This window comes from Candidatus Omnitrophota bacterium (genome assembly GCA_028716565.1).
Lineage (GTDB): Bacteria > Omnitrophota > Gorgyraeia > Pluralincolimonadales > Pluralincolimonadaceae > Pluralincolimonas.
Map to the genome: position 1 here is coordinate 18,096 of JAQUPL010000004.1, position 20,086 is coordinate 38,181.

General features: G+C 54.7%; 17 protein-coding genes. All 17 read right to left on the bottom strand.

Translation table 11 applies throughout. From position 1 onward, the window contains the following. Positions 1-15: 15 nt before the first annotated feature. Positions 16-492 carry a 2-C-methyl-D-erythritol 2,4-cyclodiphosphate synthase gene (gene ispF / locus PHO67_05300; protein MDD5546552.1) on the bottom strand — a complete coding sequence of 159 codons (477 nt, stop codon included), beginning with the start codon at positions 490-492 and terminating at the stop codon, positions 16-18. Continuing rightward, positions 489-1,181, bottom strand: coding sequence for a 2-C-methyl-D-erythritol 4-phosphate cytidylyltransferase (gene ispD / locus PHO67_05305; protein MDD5546553.1), 693 nt, complete (start codon positions 1,179-1,181; stop codon positions 489-491). The genes ispF and ispD overlap by 4 nt, the downstream gene beginning before the upstream one ends. A 10-nt stretch (positions 1,182-1,191) precedes the next feature. Continuing rightward, complete coding sequence (locus PHO67_05310; protein ID MDD5546554.1) at positions 1,192-2,184, bottom strand: PIN domain-containing protein; 993 nt, start codon at positions 2,182-2,184, stop codon at positions 1,192-1,194. A 32-nt stretch (positions 2,185-2,216) separates the two neighbouring features. Beyond that, the gene (locus PHO67_05315) at positions 2,217-2,927 is read right to left on the bottom strand and encodes an MlaD family protein (protein MDD5546555.1); all 711 of its coding nucleotides are present in this window, start codon (positions 2,925-2,927) and stop codon (positions 2,217-2,219) included. A 25-nt stretch (positions 2,928-2,952) separates the two neighbouring features. Further along, on the bottom strand, positions 2,953-3,702 hold the full coding sequence (locus PHO67_05320) for an ABC transporter ATP-binding protein (protein MDD5546556.1): 750 nt from the start codon (positions 3,700-3,702) through the stop codon (positions 2,953-2,955). 72 nt (positions 3,703-3,774) lie between these two features. After that, positions 3,775-4,560, bottom strand: a complete 786-nt coding sequence (locus PHO67_05325) for an ABC transporter permease (GenBank protein MDD5546557.1) — start codon at positions 4,558-4,560, stop codon at positions 3,775-3,777. A gap of 4 nt (positions 4,561-4,564) precedes the next feature. Next, entirely contained in the window at positions 4,565-6,352 is a 1,788-nt protein-coding gene (locus PHO67_05330; protein ID MDD5546558.1) for a hypothetical protein, read from the bottom strand. Between the two features lie 18 nt (positions 6,353-6,370). Further along, entirely contained in the window at positions 6,371-8,791 is a 2,421-nt protein-coding gene (locus PHO67_05335) for an ATP-dependent Clp protease ATP-binding subunit (protein MDD5546559.1), read from the bottom strand. 30 nt (positions 8,792-8,821) lie between these two features. After that, positions 8,822-9,871, bottom strand: coding sequence for a protein arginine kinase (locus PHO67_05340; GenBank protein MDD5546560.1), 1,050 nt, complete (start codon positions 9,869-9,871; stop codon positions 8,822-8,824). Next, on the bottom strand, positions 9,868-10,374 hold the full coding sequence (locus PHO67_05345) for a UvrB/UvrC motif-containing protein (protein MDD5546561.1): 507 nt from the start codon (positions 10,372-10,374) through the stop codon (positions 9,868-9,870). Before PHO67_05345 ends, PHO67_05340 begins: the two co-directional genes overlap by 4 nt. After that, the gene (gene ilvE, locus PHO67_05350; protein ID MDD5546562.1) at positions 10,374-11,246 is read right to left on the bottom strand and encodes a branched-chain-amino-acid transaminase; all 873 of its coding nucleotides are present in this window, start codon (positions 11,244-11,246) and stop codon (positions 10,374-10,376) included. Before ilvE ends, PHO67_05345 begins: the two co-directional genes overlap by 1 nt. 13 nt (positions 11,247-11,259) lie before the next feature. Then, entirely contained in the window at positions 11,260-11,922 is a 663-nt protein-coding gene (locus PHO67_05355) for an ABC transporter ATP-binding protein (GenBank protein ID MDD5546563.1), read from the bottom strand. A gap of 1 nt (position 11,923) precedes the next feature. Continuing rightward, positions 11,924-13,108, bottom strand: coding sequence for an ABC transporter permease (locus PHO67_05360; GenBank protein ID MDD5546564.1), 1,185 nt, complete (start codon positions 13,106-13,108; stop codon positions 11,924-11,926). A gap of 18 nt (positions 13,109-13,126) precedes the next feature. Beyond that, the gene (gene lysS, locus PHO67_05365; protein MDD5546565.1) at positions 13,127-14,578 is read right to left on the bottom strand and encodes a lysine--tRNA ligase; all 1,452 of its coding nucleotides are present in this window, start codon (positions 14,576-14,578) and stop codon (positions 13,127-13,129) included. Next, on the bottom strand, positions 14,566-16,146 hold the full coding sequence (gene lnt / locus PHO67_05370) for an apolipoprotein N-acyltransferase (protein MDD5546566.1): 1,581 nt from the start codon (positions 16,144-16,146) through the stop codon (positions 14,566-14,568). Before lnt ends, lysS begins: the two co-directional genes overlap by 13 nt. After that, positions 16,131-18,920 (bottom strand): preprotein translocase subunit SecA, encoded by a 2,790-nt coding sequence (gene secA, locus PHO67_05375; GenBank protein MDD5546567.1) that lies wholly within the window; start codon positions 18,918-18,920, stop codon positions 16,131-16,133. Before secA ends, lnt begins: the two co-directional genes overlap by 16 nt. Further along, a protein-coding gene (prfB, locus tag PHO67_05380; protein ID MDD5546568.1) for a peptide chain release factor 2 occupies positions 18,917-20,051 on the bottom strand; the annotation gives its coding sequence in 2 pieces (ribosomal slippage) (positions 18,917-19,990 and positions 19,992-20,051; 1,134 coding nt in all). The genes secA and prfB overlap by 4 nt, the downstream gene beginning before the upstream one ends. Between the last annotated feature and the right edge of the window lie 35 nt (positions 20,052-20,086).

A 20,086-nucleotide genomic window follows, 5' to 3' on the forward strand; every position in this document is an offset into this window, starting at 1 on the left:
CAATAAGACTTGCATCTATTTTATCTCCTCAACAGAAGCTACTGCGTAAGCGGCTATCGCCTCTCCGCGGCCGATCGCGCCCACGCCTTCCTGGGTGGTGGCCTTTATGTTTATCCGGTCCCCGTCTATCCCCAATACCGAGGCAAGGGTCTTCTTCATCCTCGCCTTGAAAGGCAGGATCTTCGGCTCTTCCAGGATGAGGGTAGAATCGACGTTTATTATTTTATAACCGGACTTCTCGGCCAGCACCGCTACCTTATGCAGTAATTCGAGGCTGCTTATGCCTTTGAACTGCGGGTCGTTATTCGGAAAATGTATGCCGATATCGTCCTTTCCCATGGCGCCCAATATCGCGTCGCATATCGCGTGCAAAAGGACGTCGGCATCCGAATAGCCGTCGAGGCCCTTCACATAAGGGATCTCAACGCCTCCCAAGAACAGCTTTCGCCCTTCGATAAGCCTGTGGATATCATAACCGAGCCCTATTCTCATTTTTCACCCATTAGCATTTTGGCGTATCTAAGGTCTTCCTGCGTCGTTATCTTAATGTTCTTATATGAGCCGTCCACGACCTTCACTTTTATACCCATCCTCTCGACCAGCGCCGAGTCGTCGGTCGCTTCCGCGCCCTCTGCGCCTTCGGCGAAAGCCTTATCGTATGCCCTTAAAAGGAGGTCCCTCCTGAAGGCCTGTGGAGTCTGGACGTCGACCAACGTCTCCCTCTTGAGCGTCGCCGCGACAAAATTCCCCTTCTCCACCTCTTTTATGGTCGGTTTGACCGGCATGGCGGCGATAGCCGCGCCGAACGTCTCGGCCGCGCCGAGCACCGAAGATATCATCTTGTTGTCTATGAACGGCCTGCAGCCGTCGTGTATGATGACATAATCGACGTCTTCGCTGACGGCGGAAAGCCCGTTCTTGACCGAATCCATACGGCGCTTCCCGCCCGCGACAAGTTCCTTGAATTTCTTCAGTTTGGCCTTTTTGAGAAGCAGCCGCGCCTTCGGGAGGTCGGCCTGGTGCGCGACGACGATTATCTCGCCGACCAGGTTCGAATTATCCAGGACCCTCAACGCGTGCAGCAATATCGGGTCCTTCCCGAGCGCCACAAAAGGCTTATGGACTTTCGACTTAAGCCGTTCGCCTTTTCCTGCCGCTGCCACTATCGCAGCCACTTTCATCTTCGGCCTCCTATCGCTGTGATTCCAGCTTCGCGAATATCATCCTTCCCGCCGCCGTCTGAAGGACCGACGTGACTATGACCTTCACCGTCTGCCCTATCAGGTGCCTGGCGTTGTCGATGACCACCATAGTCCCGTCATCGAGATACGCGACCGCCTGGTTATACTCTTTGCCTTCCTTTACTATCTTCGCCTCCATCAACTCGCCCGGTATGACCACGGGTTTCAGCGCGTTGGCGAGCTCATTTATGTTGAGGACCGACACGCCCTGGAGCTCGGCAATCTTGTTGAGGTTATAGTCGTTAGTGAAGACCTTGGCGTTGAGCATCTTCGCGAGTTTTATGAGTTTCGCGTCGACGTCGTGGATCTCCGGAAGGTCCTCCTCATGTATCTTTACTTCCATATGCCCGGACTTGCGGATCTTGTTAAGCATATCGAGGCCGCGCCTGCCGCGGTTCCTCTTGATCGGGTCCGCCGAATCGGCTATCTGCTGCAACTCCTTAAGCACGAACCTCGGGATGACCAATTTCCCCTCTATGAACTTCGTATGGCATATGTCGGCGATCCTGCCGTCTATGATTACGGATGTATCGAGGACTATGATCTCCTCGCGCTGGTCCTCCCTCCTAAGTTTGACGTAAGGGATTATTATGTTGAACTCGTCCTTTCCCCTTAACGCCATGACCATACCCAGATAAGCGAAAATGACTATAAGAACGCCGTTGACGTCTTCCGGCATGCTCATAAGCTTGAAGACCTCGATTATAAGCCGGGCGAATAATATACCGAAAACTATCCCGAATACCGCGGCCGAGAGGCCTTTTACCGAGACCCTCTTCGATGTAAATTCGAGCACTATTATAAGAAGGCCGAGCAATACGCCGAGGCATATCCCGATTACCGGCGAGAGATCGCCGAACGTGGTCTTGAAGATATCGCCCATCCCGAAACCCATCAGGCCGCAAAGAAGCACAAAAAAAGCGCGCACGATCGTAAATGTCATTTTTATTTCACCTCCCTTCCCTTGTTATTTTATTACTTCTCTCCCCTGGGCTTCGAAAGCAATTTCCAGGGGTGAGCCTTAATATCCTTGACGAAAGCATCCAATTCGTTATACAGGCCCTCGTCCATAAATAGTTTCCCGACGGTCCCTTCCCCGGTCTTGACCTTGTCCATGACCGTGTTCGCCGACGCCATGAATTTCCTGAGGTCGAGCATCGTCGCCTTGAACGCAGCCTGCGTCTCCGGGTCGCCGATAAGCTTATTGAAATGTTTTATCGTATCGCCCAAACCGGTCGCTATCTCGTAGCCCTTCTCGGTCAGTTTCTCTATCGGCACCGACTCCCTGCCCACAAGTCTCTCGCCCGGTTTTAACGCCTCGCTTCCGGGGGTGCCCGGAAGGATCTCCACATACTTTTCCCCGATGAGCCCGAGCGTGTTTATGAACGCCTCTGCGTCCTTCTCGACCTTTATCTTCTTATCGAGCCAGACATACAGGTCGACGGCCATCTTGTTGGCTTCCTTGTTCTCCACGATCTCGATATTCTTTACCTCGCCGACCTGGACGCCCGCGACCCTTACCGGCGCGGCGACCTCGATGCCGTTGGCAAAACCGAAACGCACCTTTATCGTATATTTCTGCTGGGCATACTTGAGCTCCTTCAGCGAAAAGATCATGGACATCAGTATAGCGATGCCTATCGCCACAAAGATACCGACTTTGAATTCCAAGTCCATCTTTCTCATCTGAGCCTCCTCGAAAAAATGATCATCATGAGTCCTCTGTTATCGGCCCTGTGGCCGCGCCGGTTATGAACTGTTTTACAACCGGGTTCTTGGTGTTCTTTATCTCGTCCGGCGTGCCGCTCTCGACGATCTTTCCCTTGTAGAGCATCGCGATCCTGTCGGCTATCTTATAGGCCGAGGTCATATCGTGCGTGACAGCGACCGCGGTGGTCTTCAGCTTCGCCTGAAGGTCCTTGATGAGGTCGTTCACCGCGTCCGCCATTATCGGATCGACGCCGGTCGTCGGCTCATCATAAAGGATTATCTTCGGGTTCATGCATATCGCGCGGGCGAGGCCGACGCGCTTCCTCATACCGCCGGAAAGCTCCGCCGGGCTCAGGTGTTCTATGCCCCGCAGGCCTACGAGTTCCAGGCATTCGGCCACCCTCTTGTCTATGGCCTTATCGTCCATCTTGCTATGCTCTATAAGATTGAATGCCACGTTATCGCGCACGTTCAGGGAATCGAAGAGAGCCGCGCCCTGGAACAGCATGCCGAATTTCAGCCTCAATTGATTCAGGCCCTTCGCGTCGAGCCTGGTTATATCCTGTCCGTCGACGATGACCTGCCCGGAATCGGGCTTCATCAAGCCGATTATATGTTTCAGGGTAACGCTCTTCCCTATGCCTGAACGGCCTATGATCACGATCGTCTCGCCGTCCTGTATCGTCAGGTTCATATTGTCGAGGACCACATGGTCCTCGAACGATTTGCTTACATTTATCAATTCTATCATATGTTAATCCCCTCGGGGATTAAATTCTGGCATTGGGTTTATCTCGCTTCGCTCCATAACCCAAGCCATCATTTAAAATGCAAACCCAAAATAGAACAACGCGGTAAAGAGGCAGTCGGCAGCAATTATGAGTATGAACGAGATGACGACCGCCTTAGTCGTCGCCGCCCCGACCCCCTCGGCGCCTCCTTCGACCCTCATGCCCTCGTAACAGGCGACTATGCATATTATGACGCCGAAAGCAAAGGCCTTGATGATGCCGGTGACGATATCTTTGATGTGAAGCGGGTTCCAGGTCATGTCCCAGTAAAGGTTATGGAGTATGTTCAGCCTCCAGACACCGATCATATACCCGCCGAATATGCCTACGATGTCGGCGTATATAGTCAACAGCGGCAGCATGAAAAAGAGCGCGATGAACCTGGGCACCACGAGATATTTTATCGGGTTCGTCGCCAGCGTCTCGAGCGCGTCTATCTGCTCGGTCACTTTCATAGTGCCGAGTTCGGCGGCTATCGAAGCGCCGATGCGCCCCGCGACCACAAGCGCGGTCAGGACCGGCCCCAATTCCCTCGTGATCGAGAGCGCTACGAGGCTCGCTATATAAAGTTTCGCCTCCATCTTCTGCATCTGGTAAGCGCTCTGTAAGGCCAGGACCATGCCGGTAAAAAGGCTTGTGAGGAAGACTATCGGCAGGCTGTCTACCCCGATCTTGACCATCTGGTCCAGGATCTGCCTGCGCTTGAACGGCGGCACGAATACCCAGAACACCGTCCGCACGAAGAGGACGGATATCCCGCCGGCGTAACGGATAAAATTCAGGAACCTTTCACCCAACGTCGTTATCCAACCGTTCATACTATCAGAACCTCACCTTGTGTTCGACCCCGAAGAAATCCTCGTTCTCCTTCATCTTCAATTTCGTATTCGCCTGGTTCGCGAGTTTAGTCTCCGCGTCCATCGTCCCCTGCCGCGGCACCTGGTTGCCCTGTTGGGACTCGTAAGTCTTCAGGTTGACCTTGAACTGTTCGTTCGCGTCCGCCCCGGCCGCGTATTCCCCGCCGGCCGGCGATTTCATCGTACTCTCACCCGCCCACACGATCGTGTTCGGGTCGGCCTTTATAAGGACGTTGCGGAAGAGGCGCGGCGTCCCGACATCCCGCAGGTCCACCTTTCCTTCGAATAAAAGGACCTGATCACCAGTATAGACTTTTGAATCGATAAATTCAATAGCAGAACTCTTTCCCCTTATAGTGATCTTCGCGGAATTGTATAGCACCGTGCTTATGTTACCGTTAAGGAACTCGAGCTGGCCGTCAATACTCGTCTCCTTGCCGACGCCGCCACTGATGTTCATATCGCCGAAAACGAGCCCGGATACCGCCCCCTTCTCCATCGCGAGGTCGGTAAGGCCTTCGAGCTGCGCCCCCTTGAATTTAAAATGGAGGTCGAGGCCGCCCTTCTCTCCTGCGCCGACGGTGCCGTTCGCGTAAACGACATCTCCGTAATTGACGCCGGTCAGTTTTACTACGCCGTCCTTGAATTCATACGCACCCTTTACCTCCCTTACCGGATCGTAATTTATCACCGAACCGGAAGTGCTGAAATCGCCGGTCACCGACCCGAGTTTATTGTTCGCGTCATAATTAAGCCTGCCGGTAATGTAACAATTCGACAGGATATCGAATCCCATCGCCTTGAGATGATTGGCGTTCACCGTCAGGGTAAAATAGGGAAATTTCGCGAAGTCCCCCGATATGCAGAACCTGCTGACCTCCCCCATCGCCGTAGCGTTGCCGCTTACGTCCTCCGGATACAAGTTTATGCGAAAACCCTTCTCCTCCATCTGGAGGACGCCGCTTACTATCGCTTCCGGTCCGAACTTGAAATCATTGAAGGCCAGCGCCCCGTCGGTCTTGGCGATACTGCCCGAGAAATCCAGGTTCAGCTTATCGAATATATCAAAAGAGCCGCGCGCGAACACTTTGTCGAGGACGCCGTCGAGCTGGAGCTTCAGCGTGTAACCCTGGCCCTTTATCAGGCCCTCCATCTTTACCGCCGACCTCTCTACCGGGAAGCCGACACTGCCTTTTCCCGTTAACCTCTGCCCCAGGATATTGGCGGCCATGTTCTGCGATTCTATGCCGCGCTCGCTCAACCTGAAATCGCCGTTCACCTCCGTTACGACCGGGACTTCCTGTGCATTATAAAAAGAGCCGTCCTTTATCGACACGGCCATCTTTTTCCACGCCGGCTCGAAAACCTTCGGGACCGGAGGCAGCTTATTCTCCGCCCCGAAAAAATATATCTTAGGCGATACGAAAGTTATCTTCTCCAGCTTGCCGTATTTCCCGAGGGCTATGTCCCATAACCGGTAATTAAGCTCGATCGCTTCCGAAGAGAAGAAGACCCGTTTAGCCTGCGAGGGAGGCGCGCCGTAGAGCCTGACGTCCTTGAGGATGATACCTCTGAATATCCCTCCCTCGAGGCCGGCTATCTCGCCTTCGAGCCCGATCTTCTCCCTCATCATGGCGAGGGACCTGGCCCTGAATTCCCTGAAAAAATAGCTGCCCTGCAGATCTATGAATACGAGCACGGCCAGCGCCGCCAATCCCAGGATGACCAGCGCCGGCCTTGGTCTGTGTCTCAAATCGACACCGCTTTCGGTTTACTCAAAAGTCAGATGGCCTGCTTTCGCGCCTACCTTAACGGTCCTTCCCTTCTGCAACCTGCCGGAGATTATCTCTTCGGCAAGAGGGTCCTCGAGGAACCTCTGTATAGTCCTCTTTATCGGCCTCGCGCCGTATACGGGATCGAACCCCTTTTCGATCATGAAATCGATGGCCCCTTTATTGAGATCGATGATTATGCCGTGCTGCTCCTTGAGCCTGTTCTTCACCTCGGCGACTTCCAGCTCCACGATCTTATAGAGGTCGTCCTTGGTGAGCGGCTTGAATACTATTATATCGTCGACCCTGTTGAGGAACTCGGGCTTGAAAGTCCTCTTGACCTCGTCGAGGAGTTTCGTCTTCATCGTCTGGTAGGTCAACTCTTCCTTCTCGGACTTGAACCCGAGCGAGCCCTGCTTCTTGAACATCTCGGCGCCGAGGTTCGAGGTCATGATAACTATCGTATTCTTGAAATCCACCCGCCTCCCGAAAGAATCGGTGAGCCTGCCTTCCTCCAGGACCTGCAAAAGTATATTGAATACGTCGGGATGTGCCTTCTCGATCTCATCTAGCAGGACGACCGAATACGGGCGGCGCCTCACCTTCTCGGTAAGCTGTCCCCCTTCCTCATATCCGACATACCCTGGAGGGGCTCCGACCAACCTCGAGACGTTGAACTTTTCCATATATTCGGACATGTCGACCTGGATTATAGCGTCCTCATCGCCGAACATGAACCCGGCGAGCGCCTTCGCGAGAAGGGTCTTTCCGACGCCGGTCGGCCCGAGGAAGACGAACGAGCCTATGGGTCGTTTCGGATCTTTGAGGCCGGCGCGCGAACGCCTGACCGCGTTTGCTATCGCGTTTATCGCCTCATCCTGCCCGATGACGCGCCCGTGTAGGTCCTCTTCCATCTTGAGGAGTTTTACGCTCTCTTTCTCCTCGAGCTTCACTATAGGGATGCCTGTCCATTTCGCTACTATCTCGGCGATATCTTCCTCGCTGACCTGCGGATACGCCTCGGCCTTCGATTTCGACCATTCCTTCCGGACCTTCTCGAGCCGGGCCTTCAATTCGCGTTCCGTATCGCGCAGCCCCGCCGCCTTCTCGAAGTCCTGTCCTTTTACCGCAGCCTCTTTCTCTTTCCGTATCTGGTCCATCTCCTTCTCGACTTCCTTGATGTCGGGCGGGGTGGTCATCACGTTCAACCGCGCGCGGGAACCGGCTTCGTCTATCAGGTCTATCGCCTTATCCGGGAGGTAGCGCCCGGATATATACTGGTCGGAAAGCTTGGCCGCAGCCACTAGCGCCTCATCGGTAAATTTCACCTTGTGGTGCGCCTCGTATTTATCCCTCAAGCCCTTCAATATCTCTATCGTCTCGTCGACGCTGGGCGGCTCGACCATGATAGTCTGGAACCTGCGCTCCAGCGCAGCGTCTTTCTCTATGTGCTTCCTGTATTCGTCGAGGGTCGTCGCGCCGATGCATTGTATCTCGCCGCGCGAGAGCGCCGGCTTAAGGATATTTGACGCGTCTATCGCGCCTTCCGCGCCTCCGGCCCCTACCAGCGTATGCAGCTCGTCGATAAATATGATTATATTCTCCGACCGCTTTATCTCGTCCATCACGGCCTTTATGCGCTCCTCGAACTGGCCCCTGTATTTCGTGCCGGCCACCATCATCGCGAGGTCGAGTATTATCACCCTCTTGTCGCGGAGGACCTCCGGGATATCGCCCTTTATGATCTTCTGGGCCAGCCCCTCGACTATCGCGGTCTTGCCGACGCCTGCCTCGCCGAGGAGGACAGGGTTATTCTTCGTCCTGCGCGAGAGTATCTGGATGACGCGTTCTATTTCGTCTTTACGGCCGATTACCGGGTCGAGCTTCCCGTCGCGGGCAAGCGTCGTCAGGTCCCTGCCGAACGCGTCCAGTGACGGGGTCTTGGTCTTCGCCTGGGCCTGTTGCTGCGTAAAACCAGGGGAAGCGGAGCCGAGAAGAGACATAACCTCCTGCCTGACCCTGTTGAGGTCGAGGCCGAGGTTTGTGAGGACCTGGCTCGCCACTCCCTCACCTTCTCGTATGAGGCCGAGGAGCAAATGTTCCGTGCCGATATAGTTATGCCCGAGGTTCCTGGCTTCGTCTGTCGCGAGTTCGATGACCTTCTTCGCTTTCGGGGTAAAAGGGATATCTCCGGAGACGACGGTCGGCGGGCCGGGCTGGACTATCTTCTCGACCTCGAGGCGTATGGCCTCTAAACTAAGGCCGAGATTCTGCAATACGGCGGCGGCCACGCCCTCGCCTTCTTTTATCAGCCCCAGCAGTATATGTTCTGTCCCGATGTAATCATGATTAAACCTCTTGGCTTCTTCCTTCGCGAGGATTATGACCTTCCTCGCCCTTTCGGTAAATCTTGAAAACATGTTCATCGACCATCCTCCTGAAAATACCGGCTAGATATTGAATTTCCTCGAGATAAATTCCGCGCGCACCGCGTCCCTCTCCTCGGCCGAAAGGCGCTTGCCTTCCTTCTTCTGGAGGTGGGCGGGTTGTATCTGTATAAAAAGATCGTTTAGCATGTTGCGGTCCGGCCCCTTTATCATCCCTAGATCCGCGCCGAGCCTTATTATCGAAAGCAGGTTCAGCGCCTCTTCGCTGCTTATGAGCTTGGCGCTCTTCAGTCCGGCCAGCGACCTCGATATCCGGTCCTCCAAAAGCAGTTTCTGGTTCGCGAAGACGGAATTCCTGGCTGTGTTCTCCTGCTCTATTATCTGTTTCATTATCCTCTCGAGGCTGTCGACCGTCTCTTCCTCCGAATGCCCGAGAGTGACCTGGTTCGATATCTGGAAAAAATTCCCGTATGCCTCGGTCCCCTCCCCGAAGAGGCCGCGCGCCGTCATCCCGAGTTTGCTTATCGCCTGAATGATCCTGCCGGCCTGTTTCGTCATTACCAGCGCCGGGAGGTGCGCCATGCATGACGCCCTCAATCCGGTCCCTACGTTGGTCGGGCAGCATGTCAGGTAACCCAGGTCAGATGAGACGGCGAATTCGAGGTTCTGCTCCAATTCCTCGTCTATCTTGTCCGCGAGCTTCCACGTGTCGTGCAGGTTGAAGCCCGACTGGAGGACCTGTATGCGGAGATGGTCCTCCTCATTTACCATGATGCTTATTACCTCGCGTTCGCTTATGAGGACCGCCTTATGCTCGGGATTGGCTATTTGCTCCCTGCTTATAAGATGCCTCTCGATAAGCATCTGCTTTTCTATGCTGTCGAGCTCATCGATCCTTAAAAATAAGGCTCCTTTAAAATAATCCGCCTTCTTATAGGCGCCCTCGAAATCCGAGATGACACCCTCTAGTTGTTCTGCCGAAGCCCAGTGCGGGAAAGGGTACTTGGCCAGGTTCCTGGCCAGCCTTATCCGGGAGGACATTATTATATCCGTGTCCGGGCCGGTGCCTCTAAGCCATTCACCTGTCTGGCCCCAGAGCTCGCCGAGCGTCATGGTTTGTCTTTCGCCTTCTTTTCGAGCGCCCTTATCCTGTCGCGGAGCCTGGCGGCCTCCTCGAACTCCTCCATATCGATGGCGCGCTGGAGCTTCTGCCGCAATTCCTGCGCCTCGGATATCTTCTTCTTCCCGTCTGTCTCGTCGATCTCTTTGGGTGATTTCCCGATATGCCTGGTCGAGCCGTGGATGCGTTTCAAAAGCGGCAGGAGGTTCGTCCTGAACGCACTGTAGCATTCGCCGCAGCCGAGCCGGCCTATCTTCTGGAAGTCCGTGTATGTCATGCCGCATTTGCCGCATTTTAACAGAGGCTCTCCGCCGGACGGCTTCTCTCCGAGGCCGCTTATCCCGGCAAGAAGGTCGGAGATGCTGAAGTTCTGCTCCATCTCGATGCCCTTCTCCTTCGCACACCCGGCGCAAAGGTGGAGCTGTTTCACCTCGTCATCAATTATCTCAGTGAACTCGACCGTGGCCTCGTTCTTGCCGCAGACCTGGCAGATCATCAAAACCTCACGCCGTCGACCTTTGTCAGCTTATGGAATTCCGTTATGAGTTTCGCCGTCATCTTCCCGGGTTTGCCGTCGCCGATCTTGCGCCTGTCCATCTTGACGACAGGAATGATCTCGGCCGCGGTCCCGGTAAGGAACATCTCATCCGCGTTGAAGAGGTCGTACCTGGTCAGGACCTCCTCGCGGATGGGGATCTCTTTCAGGTGCGCGATATCGATGACCGCGCCGCGAGTGATACCGCGCAAGACGCCGCTGTGGATAGGCGGGGTATAGAGCGAGCCGTCCTTGACGGTAAAGATATTATCTCCGGTGCATTCCGCGACATAACCCTCGGAATTGAGCATGACCGCCTCCTCGACGCCCGCGTTGATCGCCTCGACCTTGGCGAGGATATTGTTAAGGTAATTTAGCGACTTGATCTGCGGGTTGACAGACTCGTGGATATTCCTCTGCGTCGAGATGGTCACGATCTCAAGGCCCTTCTCGTATAATTCCTGATGGTAGAGCTTGATCTTGTCGGTTATGATGACGACGGTCGGTTTCGGGCATTTCCTCGGGTCGAGCCCAAGGTCGCCGATGCCGCGCGTGACGATAAGCCTGATATAAGAATCCTTCAGCTGGTTTTCTCGCAGGGTCTTCTTGACCGCCTCGGTCATCTCTTCCTTGGACATCGGGATCTCAAGCATGATGGCGTGCGCCGACTGGTAGAGCCTGTCGATATGCTCCTTCATCTTGAAAATAAGCCCGTCGTAGGTGCGGATGCCCTCGAAGACACCGTCGCCGTAGAGCAGTCCGTGGTCGAAGACCGAGATCTTCGCGTCCTCGCTCTGGTGGAATTTACCGTCGATATAGATTTTCAGTGCCATTTTGTTCTCCTTGTCATTGGATTATTTTTCCGTCCCTTATGTGCAGGACCCTCTGCGCGGCCTTGGCTATCTGCGCGTCATGGGTCACTATCATTAATGTCATTTTACGACTTTTGTTGAGTTCCCACAACAATTCAATTATATTTTCTCCCGACTCGGAATCGAGGTTGCCGGTCGGCTCGTCGCAAAGGAGGAGTTCCGGCTCGTTTATCAACGCCCTGGCTATCGCCACGCGCTGCTGTTCCCCGCCGGATAACTGCCCCGGCCTGTGGTTCATCCGGTCCTCGAGCCCTACGGCCTTAAGCAATCCGGCTCCCCTCTCCCTCAGGTCCCTTCCGCCGCCTTTTATCATCAGCGGCAATATCACATTCTCCAGCGCGTCGAACTCCGGGAGCAGGTGATAGAACTGGAAAACGAAACCTATCTTCCTGTTCCTTATTTTCGCGCGCTCGTTGTCGCCGAGCGAGTATATATCGGTGCCGCCTATCAGGACCTCGCCGGCAGTCGGCGAATCGAGGCCGCCTAAAAGATGGAGCAGGGTCGATTTGCCGGCTCCGGACGGCCCGAGCACCGCAAGGACCTCGCTCCTTTTGACTTTGAGGTCTACGCCTTTAAGCACCTCGAGCTCTTTCGCTCCGTTCTTATAGACCTTCCGCAGTGCCCTGGCCTCTATCATCTCATTCGTACCTCAGCGCGTCGACCGGGTTGAGCCGGGACGCCTGCCACGCTGGATAGAGGCAAGCCAGCAAACTTATCGCCAGAGCCGCGACGACTATCGCGGCCACATCCGTGTATTGTATATCCACGGGGAACCTGTCTATGTAATAGATGTCCCTCGGGAGCTTTATGAACTGGTACTTCTCGAGGAGATACCCGAGGCCGAGCCCCCCGGCCACGCCGAGCGCGGTCCCTATCGCGCCGACTATGAATCCCTGGAGGGTGAATATCAGCCTTATGGAATTATTGGCAGCACCTATCGCCTTTAGTATGCCGATATCTTTCGTCTTCTCCATCACGACCATTATCATCGTCGCCGCAATATTAAAGCACGCGACCGTGACTATCAGCGCAAGTATCCAGAACATCGCCAGCTTCTCGAGCTTAAGCGCCGAGAAGAGGCTTCTGTTCAGGTCGATCCATGTCTTTACGTAAAAAGGAAAACCCAATTCTTTTTGTAACCTGACCCTGACCTGCGGCGCGAGTAATTCGTCGTCTATCCTTATCCCGATCCCCCCCACCTTGCCCTCGGCGCCGAAAAGCTCCTGCGCGTCCCTCAGGTCTATGAAAGCGAGTGAAGAATCATATTCGTAATAACCCGAATTGAACGTCCCCGCTACCTTGAAATCTTTCGACGAGCCGTCTAGAGGCGAGAGGACAGAGACCGTGTCGCCGAGCCTGAGGCTGAACCTCCGCGCCATCTCGGTGCCTATCAGCATGCCGCCGGCCTTGAGCGCAGACATGGAGCCGGACTTTACATATGAGCCGAGCTTCGAGACCCCGGCTTCATCGGCGGAGACGATGCCCCTTATCGAGACGCCCTGCATCGTATCCTTCGCCCTGATGAATGCCTGTCCGTCGAGGAAAGGTGAAGCGGAAACAACGTGGGGCTCGGTCTTTATCTTTTTGATAAGCGCGGCGGAATCCTCGATCCCGCCTTCCTGTTCGACGATGACATGCGAATTCGCGCCGATTATCTTATCGCGCAACTCGTTGTCGAAACCGGTCATCACCCCGATGACGACTATGAGGGCGCAGACCCCGACCGCGACGCCCAGCACGGAGATCAGGCTGATTATCGATATGAACTTCTCCCTGCGTTTAGCAAGGAGGTATCTAGAGGCCACCAACAATTCGTAACGCATATCTAAAAATTTATTTGGTTACTGCTGTTCCGGTTTCAGCTGTGGGAAGAGTATCACGTCCTTTATAGAGTCGCGATTGGCGAAAAGCATCGCTAGCCTGTCTATCCCGATGCCGAGCCCGCCGGCCGGCGGCATGCCGTATTCGAGCGCGCGGACAAAGTCCTCGTCGACAGTCTTCATCTCCGCCTCCGGACCTTTCGCCTGGTCCTCGAACCTCGACTTCTGCTCTATCGGGTCGTTAAGCTCGGAATACGCGTTCGCCAGTTCCTGCGCCGATATGAACAACTCGAACCTTTCTGTCAGGTCCGGCTCGCCGGGTTTCTTCTTCGAGAGCGGGCACAGTATCGCCGGGTAATCTATTATGAACGTGGGTTTCGCGAGCTTCGGCTCGACCGTCTTCTCGAATATCTTGTTCGCGACTTCCTCGTCGAACTTCGCGTCCCTTATATCGAGCCCCATCTCCTTCGCGACTTTCCTCAGGTCTTTCTCCTTCTTGTAATCTATCCCGGTATACTTCAATATCGCCTCGCGGAAAGGTATCCTGTCCCAAGGCGGCGATAAATCAAGTTCCCCGTCTCCGTGCGCTATTTTATACTTCCCGAAGAGGTGCTGCGCGGCGTCGAGTATCAGCTCCTCGGTCAGGTCTATCATGTCCCCGCAGTCGGCGTAGGCCTGGTAGACTTCTATCATCGTGAACTCGGGGTTATGCCGCGGCGATATCCCCTCGTTCCTGAAATTCCTGTTTATCTCGTAGACCCTCTCGAAGCCGCCGACCAAAAGCCTTTTTAAATAAAGCTCGGGCGCGATCCTCATATAGAGGTCTATACCGAGCGCCTCATGGTGCGTCTTGAAAGGTTTAGCGGTCGCGCCGCCCGGCATCGGCTGCATCATCGGCGTTTCGACCTCGAGGAAACCCTTGCCGTCGAGGAAAGCCCTTATACGCGCGATCATCTTAATGCGCAGCTCAAAGACCTTTTTGACCTCTTCGTTGACGATCAGGTCGACATATCTCTGGCGGTAACGCGTCTCTATATCCTTTAGCCCGTGCCATTTCTCCGGGAGCGGCCTTATCGATTTCGACAGCATCGTGAACTCTTCGACATGCAGCGTCGGTTCGCCGGTCCTCGTCTTGAAGGCCTTGCCCTTTATCCCGACGATGTCGCCGATATCGAGGTTCTCGAAGGCTGTCCTGCCGGCCTCTGAAAGCTCGGCGGCCTTTATGTAATTCTGGATCTTCGCCGTCGAATCCTTGACGTCGATAAAGCAGGACTTTCCGTGCGAACGCACGGCCATTACCCGGCCTGCGACCGTGACTTCCCTGGATTGGGCGGCCGCATCTTCGAAATCCGCCAATAACTCGTTGATATTGGCCGACTTAGAGAATTTCCCGCCGTAAGGGTTTATGCCCTTCGCCCGCAGGTTCTCGAGCTTGATCAATCTCTGTTTTATGAGGTCGTTTATTTCTTCCAATTTTTCCGCCTTTGTCGCGCAGACTTGACATAATTATAAATAAAATAAAGGGTTAAGTCAAACAAAAAAACCCCGGTGCATAGCCAGGCGAAGGCATCCCCGTATTTCAAATACAGGGTCCGGGCCTTTCCGGGGGTTATATGCGCGGCCGCAAAACCCGTCACGAATATCTTATCCCCTTTAAGATCCTTCACCTCCTGCGTGATCTTCCCGGCCTGGTTTATAAAACATGAATAGCCGGTATTCGCGCACCTTACCACGTTGACCCTATTCTCGACCGCGCGGAAGACCGAGGGTTGCGCGTGCTGGAACGGCGCCGCGGTCTTCATATACCACGCGTCGTTGGTTATCACGACCAGGAAGTCCGCGCCCAGCCGCACAAAATTCCTCGATATCTCCGGGAAGACATCCTCAAAACATATCAGGACGCCGAACCTGACGGTCCCGCCCTGTGCTTCGCCCAGGACTTCGCCTTTATGCGCCGGTATCTCGAATATCGTGTAATCCTTCCCCGCCGTATAATCCTCGCCCATATCGTAGCGCTTCTTTATGAAAGAGAGGAAGCTGTTGCCCAGCGGCACATATTCGCCGAACGGCACTAGGTGTATTTTATCGTAGCGCCGGACTATCTCGCCCTTGTCCGATACCAGGACGGCGCTGTTGAAATAACGCACTTTCTGCGGCACTTTCTCGGTCTGCGTCCCGACCAACAGGTATGTATTGACCTCTTTCGCGAGGGCGGTGACCTTGTCGCGCAGGGCCTGGTCGGTCTCGAGGAATCCCGGGACAGACGTCTCGGGCCAGATTATCAGGTCCGGCTTGTCCTTTGCCGCCTCTTTTGTAAGGTTTATATATTTATTCAATATCGCGTCGGCATATCTTTCGTCCCATTTTTCCGACTGCGGGATGTTCCCCTGTATTACCGATATCTTGACTGTCTCGCCTTCGAACTTCCGGTCGACCCTGTAATATCCGTATACCGCGACGATGATAAGCGCTATCACCAGCAGAGCCAGGTATCTCGGCTCCGGCTTATGGCCCTTCATCTTCTTCTTTATCTTCGATGATATGAGGACATTGGTAAAGACTACCAAAAACGAGACGCCGTACGCTCCGGTCACATCGGCTATCTGGATTATCGGCAGCGTCTCCCACTGCGTATGCCCGAGCAGCGCCCACCCGAAGCCGGTAAAGAGGTGGCTCCTAAGGAACTCAACCGCCACCCAGAGGCAGCTCACGAGCAACGCGAACCTTAAGCGCGGTTTTTCGAACTGTATCGCGAGTATGTCGACGCCGACGGCAAATATCCCGAAGAAGAAAGCCAGGTATACCGCCAGGACGACTATACCTATTATCGCGACGTAGCCGACCCAGTATAGCGTGGCACCGAAAAATAACAACCCGGTTATGCAGCCGGTAAAGAATGCCTGCCACGGTTTCTCGCCGCGGATCGCGATAAGCATCGGTATCAGAGCGAACCACGCCAAAAATGAGAAATCGAACGCCGGATACGACAACGTCAGCAATAATGCAGAGAGTAACGGTAAAAAAACTAAGCGCCGCAGCATTTTTTATATTTCTTTCCGCTCCCGCACGGGCACGGGTCGTTCCTGCCCACTTTCGGAGCTTCCCTTTCGAGGGGCGCCTGTTTCGCGTCCGGCGGCCTCGCCTCGACCGGTTCTCCGCCCTGCGATTGAGGTATCCTCGAGGCAAGCGAACCCATCTCCCTGTGTATCATCTGCTGGGGGACGGATTCGAAGACGCCCCTCGGCTTCTCCTGGGTCGCCACCTGCACCTTAAAGATAAATTCGAGGGCGTCATCCTGTATCCTGTTCATCATCTCCTCGAACATCGCGAAGCCCTCGTTCTTGTATTCGACGAGCGGGTCGACCTGTCCGTACGCGCGCAGGCCTATGCCTTCCTTTAGCAGGTCCATCGTATAAAGATGGTCCTTCCATTTCGAATCGATCATGTCGAGCAGTATCGTCTTCTCGATATGCCTGGCCACGTCCGCGCCGAGGACGAACTCCCTCTTCTCGTAAAACTTATTTATTATATCGAGGAGCCTGGCCCTTATGTCGTGGCGCGGGCCGGCAAACAACCCGCCTTGGTCCGCCGGGAGGCCGAACCCGAACTTGCCGCGGAACCACTCGAAAAATCCCTTGGCATCCCACTCCTCAGGGTGCGTCTTCTCGTTCAGGTAAATATCCATCGCCGAATCTAGGCCGTTCTCTATCATCGCGGCAATATATTCCTTGATGTCCTTGCCTTCGAGTATCGCGCGCCTCTCGGAGTAGATGACTTCCCTCTGTTTATTCATGACGTTATCGTATTCGAGCAATTGCTTCCTTATCTCAAAGTTATGCGCCTCGACGCGTTTCTGCGCGGTCTCTATCGATTTAGAGACGATGGGATGTTCTATCGGCTGGCCCTCTTCCATCCCCAATTTTTCCATTATGTACTTTATCCTGTCCGAGCCGAATATCCTCATCAGGTCGTCCTCTAGCGAGAGGTAGAACCTCGATGAACCCGGGTCGCCCTGGCGTCCGCACCTGCCGCGGAGCTGGTTATCGATGCGCCGCGCCTCGTGGCGTTCGGTGCCGAGGACATGCAGGCCTCCTACCGCGATGACCTTGTTATGCTCGTCTTCGACTTTCGACTTGAACTTCGCCATCATCTCGGCTTTTTCTTTCGGGTCGATCGCCTCGGGCTCGATCCCTTTCTGCTTGAAATAATCATAGACCATGTATTCCGCGTTGCCGCCGAGCAAAATATCGGTGCCGCGGCCTGCCATGTTCGTCGCGATGGTGATCGCCTTATACCGCCCGGCCTGCGCGACTATGTGCGCCTCCGACTCGTGATACTTCGCGTTCAATACCTGGTGTGGTATGCCTCGGCGCTGCAGCATATTGCTCAAACGTTCGGATTTATCTATCGAGATCGTTCCGACCAGCACCGGCTGGCCCTTCTCGTATAACTGCGCGATCTCGTCTGCAGCGGCGTTGAATTTCTCTTTTTCGGATTTATAAATGCTGTCCGGATGGTTCGTCCTTATAAGCGGCCGGTTAGTCGGTATCACGACTACGTCGAGTTTATATATCTGGCTGAATTCGTTCGCCTCGGTCGCGGCCGTGCCGGTCATGCCGGCGAGCTTGTCGAACATCCTGAAATAATTCTGGAACGTTATCGTAGCGAGGGTCTGGTTCTCCCTCTCGATCTTCACTCCCTCTTTCGCCTCGACCGCCTGGTGCAGCCCGTCCGACCATCTCCTGCCCGGCATCATGCGGCCGGTGAACTCGTCGACGATTATGACCTCGCCGTCCTTGATGAGGTACTGCACGTCGCGCTTATAGAGCTCTTTGGCAAGGAGCGCCTTCTCGACGCAATGCCGCTCCTCGACAGATTCCATCGAATGCATATCCTTGAGCCCCCAGGCCTTGACAACCTTCGTCTCGCCCTGCTCGGTCATCCAGACGCTGTGGCCTTTCTCGTCGACTATGTAATCGCCGGACTCTTCCTTCGTCTCCTGGTCCTTCTCGCCCTTCTCGAGGCCCCTTACGATGTTCGCGGCTTTATAATATTTGTCGGTCGACTCTTCGGCAGGGCCGGATATTATGAGGGGCGTCCTCGCCTCGTCGACAAGTATCGAGTCGACCTCGTCGACGATGCCGTAATGCAGCGGCCGCTGGACCATGTCCTCGAGACGGTACTTCATATTGTCGCGCAGGTAATCGAAACCGAATTCGTTATTCGTGCCGTAGGTTATATCGCTATTATACGCGGCCTGGCGGTCCCTGTCGTTCATGTCGTGCTGGATCATCCCGACTGTCAGCCCGAGGAACTCGAATATCGGCCCCATCCAGTACCTGTCGCGTTTCGCGAGGTAATCGTTCACTGTGACGATATGGACGCCGAGCCCGGTCAGGGCGTTCAAATATGCCGGCAATGTGGCGACGAGCGTCTTTCCTTCGCCGGTAGCCATCTCCGCTATCTTTCCTTCGTGCAGGACGATGCCGCCGACAAGCTGGACGTCGAAATGGCGCATCCCGGTAACCCTCTTACTGGTCTCGCGCACGACCGCGAAGGCCTCGGGCAATACCTCCTCAAGGACCTCAGTCTCTGTCTTGCGACGCTCGGCCTTCTCGAGACCCTTGAGATCGATATCCTTGAGCCGTTCTTTGATCTTCGCCTTGAAATCGGCGGTCTTCGCGCGCAGTTCGGCATCGGAGAGCTTGGAGATCCTCGGCTCAAGTGAAGTAATAAGCTCCATCTTGGGCTTAAGCCGCTTAAGCTCCCTGTCGTTATGGGTACCCACAACCGCTGAAAGTATCTTTCCTATCATTCTATATTCCTATTTTTTTCCCGCTGCGGCGGGACTTTACCTGCTGAAAATTTAACATACGCCTCTATCAATTCGTCAAGTTCGCCGTCGAGCACCTGGTTCGCTTTTCCGGTCTCGTGTTCCGTCCTGTGGTCCTTTACCATCATGTACGGGTGCAGCACATAAGAGCGTATCTGGCTTCCCCACTCTATCTTCTGTTTCTCCGAATACATCGTCTTTAGTTTCTCTTCCTGCTCCTGTTGTTTCTTTTCGAAGAGCCGCGCCTTCAGCACTTTCATCGCCGAATGCTTGTTCTTCAACTGCGAGCGCTCGTTCTGGCACTGGACAACGAGCCCGGTCGGGATATGGGTAATGCGCACCGCCGAGTCTGTCGTGTTGACGCCCTGCCCGCCGGGACCGGATGCGCGGTAGACATCTATGCGCAGGTCCTTCTCATCGACCTGGATATCCGCTTCCTCCTCGACCTCGGGGATGACGTCGACAGAGGCGAACGACGTGTGCCGCCTCTTGTTAGAATCGAACGGTGATATTCTTACAAGACGGTGGACGCCGCGCTCTGATTTCAGGTAGCCGAAGGCATAATCGCCCTTAACCAGCATCGTGACGTTCTTGACGCCTGCTTCCTCGCCGGCCAGGTAGTCGAGGACCTCTATCTTATAACCCTTGTTCTGCGCGTAGCGGGTGTACATCCTGAAGAGCATCGCCGCCCAGTCGCACGACTCGGTGCCGCCGGCGCCGGCGTTGATGGAAAGTATCGCGCCGGATTTATCGTGTTCTCCCGAGAATAAAGCGGTAAATTCGATGCGGCTTATCTTGTTCGCTAAGGCGTCCAGGTCTTTTGAAAGCTGGGATATCGAGGCTTCGTCTGAAGGTTCGGTTATCTCGGCGAGCCCTGAAAGCTCCTCGATCTCCTTGCTGCACGCCTGCCAGGGATCAAGGCGGCCCTTGAGCGACTTCATTTCGGCGATTATCTTGTTGGCCTTCTGCTGGTCGTCCCAGAAGCCCGGGGCGGCCATCTTCCCTTCAAATTCCGCTATATTCTTCCCTGCGGCATCGAGGTCAAAGATACCTCCGCAGGTTGGCTAATGTCTCTTGCGCCTGCTTTATTTTTTTCTTAAGCTCCTCAAGCATAGTACTCCTCCGTAAGGTATTTACAGGATTAAAAT